Source organism: Massilia sp. X63, assembly GCF_041023745.1.
Lineage (GTDB): Bacteria > Pseudomonadota > Gammaproteobacteria > Burkholderiales > Burkholderiaceae_D > Telluria.
In genome coordinates, this window is sequence record NZ_JBFTEF010000002.1 from 135,151 (window position 1) to 148,538 (window position 13,388).

The 13,388-nt window shown below is 66.1% G+C and carries 11 protein-coding genes and 2 tRNA genes; 6 read left to right on the forward strand and 7 right to left on the reverse strand.

What is annotated here, in order from left to right; translation table 11 throughout:
* Nucleotides 1-4: 4 nt before the first annotated feature.
* From miaA to AB3347_RS04775, 3 genes are all read left to right on the forward strand, one after another.
* Nucleotides 5-955, forward strand: coding sequence for a tRNA (adenosine(37)-N6)-dimethylallyltransferase MiaA (gene miaA / locus AB3347_RS04765; protein WP_369090640.1), 951 nt, complete (start codon nucleotides 5-7; stop codon nucleotides 953-955).
* Between the two features lie 82 nt (nucleotides 956-1,037).
* Nucleotides 1,038-1,114: transfer RNA gene (locus AB3347_RS04770), tRNA-Met, on the forward strand.
* Between the two features lie 69 nt (nucleotides 1,115-1,183).
* Nucleotides 1,184-1,260 (forward strand) — tRNA-Met (locus AB3347_RS04775).
* A 45-nt stretch (nucleotides 1,261-1,305) separates the two neighbouring features.
* On the opposite strand, the gene AB3347_RS04780 is transcribed toward AB3347_RS04775, so the two are convergent.
* From AB3347_RS04780 to AB3347_RS04810, 7 genes are all read right to left on the reverse strand, one after another.
* On the reverse strand, nucleotides 1,306-2,088 hold the full coding sequence (locus AB3347_RS04780) for a hypothetical protein (protein WP_369090641.1): 783 nt from the start codon (nucleotides 2,086-2,088) through the stop codon (nucleotides 1,306-1,308).
* Nucleotides 2,089-2,224: 136 nt separating this feature from the next.
* A complete protein-coding gene (locus AB3347_RS04785; RefSeq protein WP_281910376.1) occupies nucleotides 2,225-2,383 on the reverse strand; it encodes a hypothetical protein in 159 nt (52 codons plus the stop codon).
* A 94-nt stretch (nucleotides 2,384-2,477) separates the two neighbouring features.
* The gene (locus tag AB3347_RS04790) at nucleotides 2,478-2,792 is read right to left on the reverse strand and encodes a DUF2007 domain-containing protein (protein WP_369090642.1); all 315 of its coding nucleotides are present in this window, start codon (nucleotides 2,790-2,792) and stop codon (nucleotides 2,478-2,480) included.
* A gap of 33 nt (nucleotides 2,793-2,825) precedes the next feature.
* A complete protein-coding gene (locus tag AB3347_RS04795) occupies nucleotides 2,826-4,094 on the reverse strand; it encodes a DUF445 domain-containing protein (RefSeq protein WP_369090643.1) in 1,269 nt (422 codons plus the stop codon).
* A gap of 50 nt (nucleotides 4,095-4,144) precedes the next feature.
* A complete protein-coding gene (locus tag AB3347_RS04800) occupies nucleotides 4,145-5,302 on the reverse strand; it encodes a CaiB/BaiF CoA transferase family protein (RefSeq protein ID WP_369090644.1) in 1,158 nt (385 codons plus the stop codon).
* A gap of 22 nt (nucleotides 5,303-5,324) precedes the next feature.
* On the reverse strand, nucleotides 5,325-6,470 hold the full coding sequence (locus AB3347_RS04805) for an acyl-CoA dehydrogenase family protein (protein ID WP_369090645.1): 1,146 nt from the start codon (nucleotides 6,468-6,470) through the stop codon (nucleotides 5,325-5,327).
* A gap of 8 nt (nucleotides 6,471-6,478) precedes the next feature.
* Nucleotides 6,479-7,660 (reverse strand): lipid-transfer protein, encoded by a 1,182-nt coding sequence (locus AB3347_RS04810; protein ID WP_369090646.1) that lies wholly within the window; start codon nucleotides 7,658-7,660, stop codon nucleotides 6,479-6,481.
* A gap of 92 nt (nucleotides 7,661-7,752) precedes the next feature.
* Here AB3347_RS04810 and AB3347_RS04815 point away from each other — a divergent pair, with 92 nt between their 5' ends.
* From AB3347_RS04815 to AB3347_RS04825, 3 genes are all read left to right on the forward strand, one after another.
* Nucleotides 7,753-8,400: a TetR/AcrR family transcriptional regulator gene (locus AB3347_RS04815; protein ID WP_369090647.1), complete on the forward strand. Its 648-nt coding sequence runs from the start codon at nucleotides 7,753-7,755 to the stop codon at nucleotides 8,398-8,400.
* Between the two features lie 102 nt (nucleotides 8,401-8,502).
* Nucleotides 8,503-10,197: a YbaL family putative K(+) efflux transporter gene (gene ybaL, locus AB3347_RS04820; protein ID WP_369090648.1), complete on the forward strand. Its 1,695-nt coding sequence runs from the start codon at nucleotides 8,503-8,505 to the stop codon at nucleotides 10,195-10,197.
* 249 nt (nucleotides 10,198-10,446) lie between these two features.
* On the forward strand, nucleotides 10,447-13,260 hold the full coding sequence (locus tag AB3347_RS04825; RefSeq protein WP_369090649.1) for a DUF4214 domain-containing protein: 2,814 nt from the start codon (nucleotides 10,447-10,449) through the stop codon (nucleotides 13,258-13,260).
* The last annotated feature ends 128 nt before the right edge of the window (nucleotides 13,261-13,388 follow it).

Genomic DNA, 13,388 nt, shown 5'->3' on the forward strand with positions numbered 1-13,388 from the left:
CAACATGAGCGAGAAAAAACCGATGGCCGTGGCCATCATGGGCCCGACCGCGTCCGGCAAGACTGCCGCCGCGCTGGCGATCGCCAGGACCCGTCCGGTCGAGATCATCTCGGTCGATTCGGCCCTGGTCTACCGCGAGATGGACATCGGCACCGCCAAGCCGACGCCTGATGAACTGGCGAGCGTGCCGCACCACCTGATCGACATCATCGACCCGCTGGAAAGCTATTCGGTGATGCAGTTCCGCGAGGACGCGATCCGCCTGGCGGGCGAGATCAGCGCCCGCGGCGCGCTGCCGCTGCTGGTGGGCGGCACCATGATGTACTTTAAGGGCCTGACCGACAGCCTGGACGAGCTGCCGACCGCCGACGCGGCCGTGCGCGCCGATATCGAAGCCGAGGCCGCGCGGGTCGGCTGGTCCGCGATGCACGCGAAACTGCGCAGGCTCGACCCGGTCACGGCCGAGCGCCTGAAACCCAACGACGCCCAGCGCATCAACCGCGCCCTCGAGATCATCGCCCTGACCGGCAAGCCGATGTCCGAACTGCTGGGCAAGCGCGAGAAGCCCGAACTGCCCTTCGAGCTGGTCTCGTTCGGACTGGAGCCCTCGGACCGCGCCGTGCTGCACCAGCGCATCGCGCTGCGCTTCGACCAGATGCTGGGCACGCGCGACGACGAAGGCCTGGTGGCCGAAGTGGCGCGCCTGCGCGCCCGTGGGGACTTGAGCCCAAGCCTGCCCTCGATCCGCTGCGTCGGCTACCGCCAGACCTGGGACTACCTGGAGGGCAAGATCGACCGCACCGAGCTGCGCGAACTGGGCATCATCGCCACCCGCCAACTGGCCAAGCGCCAGATCACCTGGCTGCGCGCGATGCCGGAGCGGATCGTGATAGACTGCCTGGGTACGGACCCGACCGGGGAGCTGATGCACAAGCTGGCCCAGTTGGAAAAATGACATTGGCGCGAGATTTTTGCGCGCAGGGCGCTGGTGCAGCCTTGACAGGCGGCCCGCCGCCCCCGATAATGCCTGCCGTTGCGGTGATATAGCTCAGTTGGTTAGAGCACAGCACTCATAATGCTGGGGTCGGTGGTTCAAGTCCACCTATCACCACCACAGAATTCCAAGCGGATGGCTTGACTCCCAAGGGTCAAGCCATTTTGCTTTACCCGCAGTACAAGTTTCGGTGATATAGCTCAGCTGGTTAGAGCACAGCACTCATAATGCTGGGGTCGGTGGTTCAAGTCCACCTATCACCACCAGACAGCAGCCCGCCTTCTCTTTCGAGATGGCGGGCTTTTGTTTTTTCAGCGTTGTGCGAAGCGACCGTCGAGGCCAAATGCCACCATTTTCGGATGGCTGGAAATGTAGGCCCATACCTCCTCGCGGGATTTGAGCGGCGCATGGCCATACACCTTGTCGAGCGCTTCGAGGGTAACCACGACCAACTGATTCTTGCAATAGGTCTGGATCGTGGGCGAAGCCAGGTAGCGCTCGCGCTGCAGTTGCCCCAGCAGCCACAGCACGGGGCGCCACCAGTCGTAAGCAAAGTCGCAATGCTTGATCACCGTCGCCGACGATTCGCGCTGGGCCAGCATGGCAAAGAAATTCAACATATTGTCGAGCATGAGGCGGTCGGCCCGGTCGGCATGGACGATGTCGTCGTCGGACTTGCCGCGCTTGCTCTCGTCCAGCTCACGCAGGACCGGCAAGCTGGTGGCGGGAAGCGCCAGCTGCTCGACCACGAAAAGGCGGCTGGCCAGGAATTCCGCATACTCCCTGCTCTTCACTGCAGCCAGAAGACAGCGGAAGGAACTGTCCTTCACATGCTGGAAGTCCAGGCTGGTAAAAGTCTGGAACAACTCGAATATCGAGCGCTCCACTTCCTCGCGCCGCGCGATGCCTGACTCCTCGGCCTGGAACAGCAGCGTGACCACCACACCGCCAAAGGCCAGTGCGGTGAACAGGACGTTCAAGCCGTTGTACACCTTTTCGAGCGGATCCTGGAACGTTCCTTGCGGCAGGTGCTTTGCAAGAGGGTATGCGGTTAGCCAGACCAGCACAATCAGCAGCATGATGGCGAATGCCAAGCGCCCTGGGCGAGAAAGCCTCATCGTCGATCCTTGGTATGTTGACAAGAATCGATCATAGGCAGATCTGTCGAAATTTGCTATGCGTAAAAATTAAAAGGCCAGCGCATGGCTGGCCTTCGAGATGCCGGGTTGCTCAGTGCTTCTTGCCACCACCCGAAATCTTGTTCTCGGTGGCCCAGGCGCGCCGCTCGGCTTCCTTCTTCGGCACGCCCTTCTTCTCGTAGCCCTGCTCGATGTGCTCGGCCTGGCGTTTCTGCTTGTCCGTGTAGGACGATTTATCACCTTGAGGCATGATGATTCTCCTGTCGACGGTGGGATAGTCCACGCCCACAGGCTACGCTCCGGCTCGCCCTTGCAACGTTCGCCACCTCACGCAAGAACGCGTTCTACTCATCCGTAAACGACTCGTCCAGCGCATAGTCGCCGCGCGCCAGGCCCTCCAGCACCGCGCCGGCCTGCTGCAGGTAGTCGGAGGGCACCAGGATGCGCACGCCGCCCAGCGCCGGCGCCAGCAGCAGGTCGGTCTGCATCAGGTGGGCGTCCGCCAGCACGGCCGGGATGCCGGCCGCGACCAGGCAGCCCTGGGCCAGGGTCGCTTCGATCGGTATCAGGTACTTGGCGATGACGAACAGGTCGCGCCCCGGAATCTGCACGACGTCCGGATTCGCCGCCAGCCATGCATTGAGTGCGAGTTGCTCCATATGCCTCTCCCCGTTGATCAGACTATCTTACCCTTACTGCAATAGCGGCGGCAGCTGCGACAGCAGGTACAGCGTCACGCCGATCAGGCCACCGACGATGGTGCCGTTGATGCGGATGTACTGCAGGTCCTTGCCGATGTTGAGTTCGATCTGTTCCGACATCTCGCGGTCGTCCCACTGCTTGACGGTATCGGCGATGTGCCGCGTGAGAAAGCCCGCGAATTCGGGAGCGACGCCGCGCGCGGCCGATTCCAGGTTCTCGCTGAGCGAGGCGCGCAGTTGCGGGTCTTCGGCCAGCACCTTGCCGACCCAGGCGCCGGTGGCCACCAGGCGCCGGCGCAGGCTCGAGTCCTCGCTCTGCAGGTCCTGCTTGACCCAGCCTTTGAGCTCGCCCCACAGCGTGGCCAGGTAGCCGTTCAGCGTCTCGTCGCCCAGCAGGTAGGCCTTGATCTCGTCGGCCCTGGCCGCGAACGCGGGATCGGCCTTGAGGCGCTCGATGAACTCCTGGGTGAAGCTGTCGAAACGCCCGCGCAGCGGGTGCGCCGGGTCGGCCGCCACCTTGTTCAGGATGCCGGAAGCCAGACGCACCGCAAGCCCGGCGCCCTTGCGGCCGATGAGTTCCGAAGGCAGCATGGTTTCGATGAAGGCATAGTCTTCCTTGAGCCAGTCGACGATGCCCTGGGCGATGGTGGCCTGGGTGTCGGCGTTGTCGAGCAGGTGGGCGAGCTGCTTGACACCTTCGTCGAGCAGTTCCTGGTGGCGGCCGTCGCGGGTCAGGCTTTCCAGGATGGTGCCGGCCGACTTCGACAGGTCGACGCTGTTCACCATCGCGTGCACCGCGCGCCGGATGAAACCCTGCACCGCGCCGTCTTCGATGAAGTCGAGCATCCAGATGCCGACCCGCACCAGGTGCTGGCCCAGCAGCTCGGTATTGGCGGGCCTGACCAGCCACTCGGCCACCTTCTGCACCGGATCGTGGCGCTGGATCAGGCCGACGATGGAATCGGTGTCGAGGAATTTTTCGTGCACGAAGCGCGCCAGGTTGTCGGCGATGCGCTCCTTGTTCTTGGGGATGATCTCGGTATGGCGCGAGACGATCGGGATCGGCACGCGCCGGAACAGCGCCACCACCGCGAACCAGTCGGCCAGCGCGCCCACCATGGCGGCTTCGGAAAAGGCGCGCAGCAGGCCGGTCCACCAGTTCTGGGGCAGGAACAGGGTCAGCACGAACAGCGAAGCCGCGCCCGCGAAAAACGCGAGCGCGAGCATTTTCGATTGTCGCAGTTCGGCTTCCTTGGTCATAGGCTCCTGGATTTCGTAGGGTGGGCAAGTCCCTTGCCCACCCTACAATGCTATATGACTTCGCCCGCCTTCAGCGCTTCGATTGACTGCCGGCTGAATCCCCACTCGGCCAGGATCGCGTCGCTGTCCGCCCCGGGGCTGCTTGGTGCGCTCGGCGTCGCCGGCGCCGTGCGGCTGAATCGTGGCGCCGGCGCCGGCTGGGTGACGCCGTCGATCTCGACGAACGTGCGGCGTGCGGCGTTGTGCGGGTGGCGCGGCGCTTCTTCCAGGTCGAGGACGGGCGCGAAGCACACGTCGGTGCCCTCGAGCAGGCGGCACCAGTCCGCGCGCGGCTTGGTCGCAAACAGCGCCGCGAGGCGATCCTTCAGCTCGGGCCAGTGCGCCTTGTTCCAGCGTTTGGTGAAAATGGGGTCGTTCTGGCCGGTGAGCGTGAGCAGCGTGGCGAAGAACTGCGGCTCGATGGCGCCGATCGAAATGAACTTGCCGTCCTGGCAGGCATAGGTATCGTAGAACGGGGCGCCGCCGTCGAGCAGGTTGCCCTCGCGCTGGCCGCTCCAGGCGCCGAAGCCGCGCAGGCCGTACATCATGGCGCCGAGCAGCGCGGCGCCGTCGGTCATGGCGGCATCGACCACCTGGCCCTGGCCCGACCTGCGCGCTTCCAGCACCGCGCACACCACGCCGAAGGCCAGCATCATGCCGCCCCCGCCGAAGTCGCCCACCAGGTTGAGCGGCGGCGGCGGCGGGCTGTCGCCGCGCCCCATCGAATACAGCATGCCCGACAAGGCCACGTAGTTGATGTCGTGCCCGGCCGCCTGCGCCAGCGGCCCGTTCTGGCCCCAGCCGGTGACGCGGCCGTACACCAGCTTCGGGTTGCGCTCCAGGCAGGCGTCCGGCCCCAGCCCGAGGCGCTCCATCACGCCCGGCCGGAAGCCTTCGAGCAGCACGTCGGCCCGTTCGATCAGCCGCAGCGCGGCAGTGCGTCCGGCCGCCTGCTTGAGGTCGAGCGCCAGCGAGCGGCGTCCGCGCGCCATCACGTCGTGGCGCGTGCCGAGCACCGGGTAGGGACTATCCTCGCCGGCGCCGGCCCCAGCCTTCCTGTCGATGCGGATCACTTCCGCCCCCATGTCCGCCAGCATCATCGCGGCGAACGGACAGGGGCCGATGCCCACCATTTCGATGACCCGCAGTCCTGACAATGGTCCTGCCATGTGAGAATCTCCTTTCCCACCCTCAGAGCGAACGGGCGATGATCTCTTTCATGATTTCGTTGGCGCCGCCGTAGATGCGCTGCACCCGGGCGTCCACGTACATCTGGGCGATCGGGTATTCCAGCATGTAGCCGTAGCCGCCGAACAGCTGCAGGCACTGGTCCACCACCTTGCACTGCAGGTCCGAGATCCAGTACTTGGCCATCGAGGCGCGCACGGTGTCCATGCGCCCCGCCAGCATGTCCTCGATGCAGCGGTCTATGAAGATGCGCGCAACCGTCGCCTCGGTCTTGATCTCGGCCAGCACGAAGCGGGTGTTCTGCATCTCGATGAGGGCCTGGCCGAAGGCCTTGCGCTCGCGCGTGTGCTCGACCGTGAGAGCAAGCGCGCGCTCGATGGCGGCCACGCCGCATACCCCCAGGATGGTGCGTTCGTAGGGCAGTTCGGTCATCAGCTGGGCGAAGCCCTTGCCCTCCTCCCCGCCCAGCACGTTCGCCAAGGGAACGTGGGCCTCGTCGAAGAACAGCTCGCAGGTGTCCTGGCCCTTTTGCCCGACCTTGTCCAGGAAGCGGCCGACCCGGAACCCGGGGTTGTCCTTCGTTTCCAGCAGCAGCAGGGACACGCCTTTGGCGCCAGCCGCCGGATCGGTCTTGGCCACCACCAGGATCAGGTCGGCCAGGTAGCCGTTCGAGATGAAGGTCTTGGAGCCGCTCACGCGGTAGCCGTCCGGACTCCGCACGGCGGTAGTGCGGATGCCCTTCAGGTCCGAACCGGCGCCCGGCTCGCTCATGGCGATCGCCGCGATCGTCTCGCCGCTGGCCAGGCGCGGCAGGTATTTCCTTTTTTGCTCCTCGGTGCCCTGGTTCAGCAGGTAGTGGGCGACGATGGCGTGCACGTGGATGCCGAAGGCGGTATCGCCGCCGTACGAGAGCTCCCCGAACACCACCGCCATGTGGGCGAAGCTGCCGCCGGCGCCGCCGTAGTCTTCCGGGATGTCGGCCAGCAGCAGGCCCATCTCGCCGGCCTTGCGCCACAGGTCACGGTCGACGTGCTGCTGCGCGCGCCAGCGGTCCTGGTGCGGGGCGATCTCGCCGGCCACGAAGCGGCGCACGGCGTCGCGGAAAGCGGCCAGTTCCTCGTTCATCCAGGGGGATGCCAGTTGTTCCATGCTTCGCCTCAGCCGTTGCGGTACATGGTGACGACGCAGGCGCCGCCCAGGCCCAGGTTGTGCTGCAGCGCCACGCGCGCGCCGGCAACCTGGCGCGCCTCGGCACTGCCGCGCAGCTGGTGGGTCAGCTCGTAGCACTGGGCCAGGCCGGTGGCGCCGAGCGGGTGGCCTTTCGAGAGCAGGCCGCCGGACGGGTTGGTGACCACCTTGCCGCCGTAGGTGTTGTCGCCCTCGACGATGAACTTGTCGGCGCCGCCTTCCGGGCACAGGCCCAGGGCTTCGTAGGTGATCAGCTCGTTGTGCGCGAAGCAGTCGTGCAGCTCGACCACGTCGAGGTCTTCCGGGCCCAGGCCCGACTGCTCGTAGACCTTGTGCGCCGCGGCGCGGCTCATGTCGTAGCCGACCAGGCGCATCATGTCGCCGGCATCGAAGGTGCCCGGCGTGTCGGTGGTCATCGCCTGGGCGGCGATGTGGACGTCGCGGCGCAGGCCGTGGCGCGCGGCGAAATCTTCCGATACCAGCAGGGCTGCCGCCGCGCCGCAGGTCGGCGGGCAGGCCATCAGGCGGGTCATCACGCCCGGCCAGATCGCAGGGGCGTCGAGCACGTCCTGGGCGCTGACCTCCTTGCGGAACAGGGCCAGCGGATTGTTCACGGCGTGGCGGCTGGCCTTGGCGCGGATGCGGGCGAAGGCTTCCAAGGGCGTGCCGTACTTTTCCATGTGGGCCAGGCCGGCGCCGCCGAAGTAGCGCAGCGCCAGCGGGATCTCGGGCTTGCCCACCAGGCGGTCGGTCACTTCGTCGAAGGCGTCGAAGGGGGTCGGGCGGTCGGTGAAGACCGAGCCGAGCGCGCCAGGACTCATCTGCTCGAAACCGAGCACCAGCACGCACTCGGCGGCGCCGCTGGCGATCGCCTGGCGGCCCAGGAACAGCGCGGTCGAACCGGTCGAACAATTGTTGTTGACGTTGACGATCGGGATGCCGGTCATGCCCACCGCGTACAGGGCTTTCTGGCCGCTGGTGGAGTCGCCGTAGACGTAGCCCGCGTAGGCCTGCTCCACCAGGTCGTAGCTGACGCCGGCATCCTGCAGCGCCGCGCGCGCGGCCTGCGCGCCCATCTCGTGATAGGGGCTGCTCGCGCCCGGCTTGGCGAAAGGGATCATTCCGACGCCGCTGACATACACCTTCTTCATACCATCTCCTATCGATTAGGTCGCGCGACCTACTGTTGGTCGATTATAGGTCAGTCGTACTATTTTTTGTATGCCTCTGCGATAATTGGGACATGGCCCTCGCTTCCGACAATTCCAACGGCAACGCCTTGCGCAACAAGGCCTCGACCACCACCGAAAAAGGACTGGGCCGGGTGCACGACATCCTGCAGGTGGCGCGCCGCCTGCTGGCGTCGGAGGGTTACGCCGGGCTGTCGATGCGGCGCGTGGCCCAGGAGGCCGGCATGAGCCTGTCGAACCTGCAGCACTACTACGGCAGCAAGGAACAGCTGCTCGAAGCCCTGCTCCTGACCACGATGGACGAGTTCCAGGCCAAGATGGACCGGATCGCGGTGGCAATGGCGGGCCGCCCGCAGGTGGAGCGTTTCCTGAGCACGGTCGACATGTTCCTCGACGAGATCACCGACCCGACCATGCATGCGATCTTCTTCGAGATCTGGGCGCTGGCCTCGCGCCATCCTTTCGCTTCCAGCCTGATGGGCAAGATGATCGGCCGCGAACGCAAGGCGGTATACGGCCTGGTCCACGGCCTGAATCCGGCCATCGACGAGGCGCAATGCATGGAGCGCGCGGTGCTGATCGTGGCGCAGATCCAGGGGCTGATGCTGTTCCGGCTGGACCGCCATGCGCGTCCCGAGCAATACGCGGCGGTGCGCGCATCTCTGCACAAAGTGCTGCTATCGCTCGCGACCGTGCCGTGATCGGCGCGTAATTACCGCAAAACCGGCAATAAAAAGTGCCGATGGGCAGCTTTCCGTCGCGTATACTCGTACGCTTGTCAATCTGCCACGGAGGCCGCACGGATGCACCATGAACTCAGCCTGATCACCACCATTGCCGCCGCACTCGGCTTCGGCCTCATGTTCGGCATGCTCGCCATCCGCCTGAAACTGCCCGCGCTGGTCGGCTACCTCGCCGCCGGCGTCCTGATCGGCCCGGCCACACCGGGTTTCGTCGCAGACGTGGCGCTGGCTTCGCAACTGGCGGAGATCGGGGTGATGTTGCTGATGTTCGGGGTCGGCCTGCACTTTTCGCTGGGTGACCTGCTCGACGTGAAGAAGATCGCCCTGCCCGGCGCGCTGCTGCAGATCGGCGTGGCCACGGCGATGGGCATCGGCCTGGCCCACTGGTGGGGCTGGGGGCTGGGAGCGGGACTGGTGTTCGGCCTGGCGCTGTCGGTGGCCAGTACCGTGGTGCTGCTGCGGGCGCTGGAGGCGCGCGGCGTGCTCGATTCCATGAACGGCCGCATCGCGGTCGGCTGGCTGGTGGTGGAAGACCTGGTGATGGTGCTGGTGCTGGTGATGCTGCCCGCCCTCGCCGGTCCGCTCGGCGGCAAGGGCGACGCGGGCGCCGAGCTGTGGCCGGCGCTGGGCAAGACCCTGCTGCAGGTCGGCGCCTTCGTCGCCTTCATGCTGATCGTCGGCCGGAAGATTTTCCCGTGGTTCCTCTGGCGGGTGGCGAAGACCAATTCCCGCGAGCTGTTCACCCTGTCGGTCATCGCCGCGGCGGTCGGCATCGCCTTCGCTTCCTCGGCGCTGTTCGGCGTGTCGTTCGCGCTGGGCGCCTTCTTCGCCGGCATGGTGCTGCGCGAGTCGGAGCTGAGCCACCGCGCCGCCGAAGAATCGCTGCCGCTGCGCGACGCGTTCTCGGTGCTGTTCTTCGTCTCGGTCGGCATGCTGTTCGACCCGATGGTGCTGGTCGAGTACCCGCTGCAGGTGCTGGCGACCGTGGCGATCATCCTGTTCGGCAAGTCGATCGCCGCCTTCGTGCTGGTGCTGGCGCTGCGCTACCCGATCAATACCGCCGTCACGGTCTCGGCCAGCCTGGCGCAGATCGGCGAATTCTCCTTCATCCTGGCCGCGCTGGGCATGCAGCTCGAGCTGCTGCCGGCGCTGGGCCAGAACCTGATCCTGGCCGGCGCCATCATCTCGATCGCGGTCAACCCGCTGATGTTCAGCCTGGCCGCGCCGCTGGAAAAATGGCTGCAATCGAAGCCCGAGCTGGCGCGCAAGCTGGAACGTCCGGCCGACCCGCTGGCCGAGCTGCCGATGGAAACGGCGCAAGAAAAGCTCAGCGGCCAGGTGGTGCTGGTGGGCTTCGGCCGCGTCGGTCGCCGCATCGCCGACGACCTGCTGGCGCGCGGCACGCACTTCGTGGTGGCGGAGCAGAACCGCGAGGTCGTCGAGCAACTGCGCGCCCGCGGTATCCCGGCGGTGGTCGGCAACGCGGCCGAGCCGGCGGTGCTGATCCAGGCCCACATCACCCATGCGGCGTTGCTGGTGATCGCGACGCCGGATACCTTCCACGTGCGCCGCATGGTGGAAATCGCGCGCATGCTCACCCCCTCGGTGCAGGTGGTGGTGCGCAGCCATAACGAGCACGAGGCAGCGCTGCTGCGCCAGGAGACCGGCGGCAAGGTCTTCGTCGGCGAAGAAGAGCTGGCCAGCAGCATGACGCGCTACGTCTTCGACATCCTGCGCATCGGGGCCACGCACTAAGCGCGCCGCACGCCTTTCAGCATCTCGCCGCCCCGCCCATGTCGAATCATCGACATGGGCGCGTCGACGACGCACCGGTTTTCCCGGCGCAATCGCCCAGAATGTTTGCCAGCCGGCGCGAAAGATATGCGTGCCGCGTAATCTGCATGCCAGGTCATGGTTTTACCCCAAAGAAACAGTTTCAATGTGGAAATATTAGTTACAATCCGGCTTCGTTTTTTGTAACTTTACTTTGGTGGAACACAAGACATGGCAACGACCAATGGCATTTTCGGCACTCCGCTGCAGGGCACCCTGCTCAGTAACGCCACGGACACCATCAAACTGAACGCCGGCTCGGCCGGCGTGGTCAGCATCAACTTCGTGCATCCGGACGGTCCGGGCACCGCAGGCGCCTCGTTCACCCTGCAGCTCGTCGACAGCCTCGGCAACGTGCTGATCGAACGCACCGCCGGCGGCAACCTGGCCATGGTCACGACGGTGGCCGGCGCCGGCGATTACTACCTGAAGGTGATCGACCCCACCAGCAATGGCAGCGGCCCCGGCGCGTACACGATCAGCGCGAATCTGTCGGCCAAGGCCGGCACCACCTATGACGGCGCCATCAACAACAATACGGTGAACGCGATCGCCACCGCGCTGGATACACCGATCGTCGGAAGCCTGAACTCGCGCGACGTCGACGTCTTCAAGATCAAGGCCGCCGCGGGCGGCGTAGTGACGCTCGACTTCGTCCATCCGAACGGCCCGGGCAAGGAAGGCGTCCAGATCGCGATCGAGCTGGTCGACGCCGCCGGCAACGTGGTGGTCAAGACCACCACGTCGGGCAACACCGTACTGACCTCCACGGTGGCCGCCGCCGGCGACTATTTCATCCGCGTCCTGGACGGTAACGAATACCAGAGCGGCGACGGCGGCCTGTACACGCTGACTCCGAGCATCGCGAGCACCGCCAGCACCACCTACGACGGCGCGGCCAACAACACCAATGCCACGGCCATCGCCACCGTCATGGGCCGCGCCATCGTCGGCAGCGTCAATGCCAACGACGTCGACGTGTTCAAGCTGCGCGCGGACGCTGGCGGCGAGCTGACGCTGGACTTCGTCCACCCCGCGGGCGCGGGCACCGGAGGCGCGCAGGTCGGGATCGAACTGTATGACGCGGCCGGCAACCTGGTGATCAGAACCACGGTCGGCGGCAACACCGTCCTGAACACGACCATCGCCGGCGCCGGCGACTACTACGTCAAGGTCATGGACGGCAACGAGTACCAGAGCGGCGACGGCGGCATCTATACCCTGACGCCCAAGCTGGTCACGGCGGCCGGCACCACCTACGACGGCGCCGCCAACAACGCCAACGCCAGCGCCATCGTCGGCGCCTTCGGCACCCCGATCGTCGGCAGCCTGAACAGCAAGGACAGCGACGTCTTCAAACTGCACGCCGACGCCGGCGGCGTCGTGACCCTCGACTTCACCCACCCGAACGGACCGGGCAAGGATGGCGCCCAGATCACCATCGAACTGGTCGACGGCGCCGGCAACCTCGTGATCCAGAATACGACCAGCGGCAACACGGTGCTGAAGACCACGGTGGCCGCCGCCGGCGACTACTACGTCAAGATCATGGACGGCAACGAGTACCAGAGCGGCGACGGCGGTATCTACAGGCTGGTGCCGAGCATTGCCACGGCTCCTGCCACCACCTACGACGGCGCCGCCAACAATGCCAACGCCAGCGCCATCGTCGGCGCCTTCGGTACCCCGATCGTCGGCAGCCTGAACAGCAAGGACAGCGACGTCTTCAAGCTGCGCGCCGACGCCGGCGGCGTGGTGACGCTCGACTTCACCCACCCGAACGGGCCGGGCAAGGAAGGCGCGCAGATCGCCATCGAACTGTACGACGGCGCCGGCAACCTCGTGATCAAGAACACGACCAGCGGCAACACGGTGCTGAAGACCACGGTGGCCGCCGCCGGCGACTACTACGTCAAGGTCATGGACGGAAACGAGTACCAGAGCGGCGACGGCGGCATCTACAAGCTGGTGCCGAGCATTGCCACGGCCGCCAACACTGTCTACGACGGCGCCGCCAACAACACCAGCGCGGCCGCGCTCAAGGCCGCAGCGGGCATGGCCATCGTCGGCAGCATCAACGACAGCGACACCGACTACTTCAGCTTCAGCGCGGCGGCCAGCGGCACCCTCTCGCTCAACGTCACCCATCCGGGCGGCGCCGGCAGCAGCGGATCGGCCATCTCGGTAACCGTGCTCGACGCCAACGGCGCCACGGTCTTCAGCAAGAACCTGAGCGGCAGCGAGCTGCTCAGCGCCAACCTGCCCTCGGCCGGCGACTACCTTCTGAAGGTCGCCGACGGCAACGTGTACAACAACACCGACGGCGGCCTGTACACCATCATGGCGGGCGTGGCCAGCAACGGCGGCAGCACCCAGACCGGCACCGCCGCCTCCGAGCAGCTGACCGGCACGGCCGGCAACGACGTCATCAACGGCGCAGGCGGCATCGATATCGTCAGCTACGGGGGCAACGCGGCCGACTACCGCATCGCGATCTCGGCGGCCGGCGTGAGCGTGGTCGACACCACCGGCAAGGCCGGCAGCGACCTGCTGTTCAACGTGGAGCGCCTGCAGTTCGCCGACCGCACCGTGTCGCTCGAGGTGACCGGCGTCGCGGCGCAGGCCTACCGCGTGTACCAGGCGGCCTTCGACCGTACGCCGGATGCGGGCGGACTCGGCTACTGGATCGCGAACATGGAAAAGGGAAGCAGCCTGACGGCGGTGGCCAAGGCCTTCATCGATTCGCAGGAGTTCCGCGACGTCTACGGGGTGCAGCCTTCGCACCGCGACATGGTCGCCAAGTTCTACACCAACGTGCTGCACCGCGCGCCCGACGAGGCCGGCCTGGAATTCTGGGTAAAGGCGCTCGACAGCGGGGCGATCGACGCCGCCACCGCGTTGACCGGTTTCAGCGAAAGTGCGGAAAACGTCGCCCAGCTGACCGGCATCATCTCCCAGGGCATTGGCTACCTGCCGTTCGGCTGAGCCCCTTCCCCTCGGGCCGGCACGCGCGCCGGCCCGCCTGCCACTTCGCGGGGGCGCCAGACCGCGCGAGAAGGTCGTGGTGTTGCCGGCGCCGGGCTGTGGCCGGAATTGCGCGCATGCTCAACCCA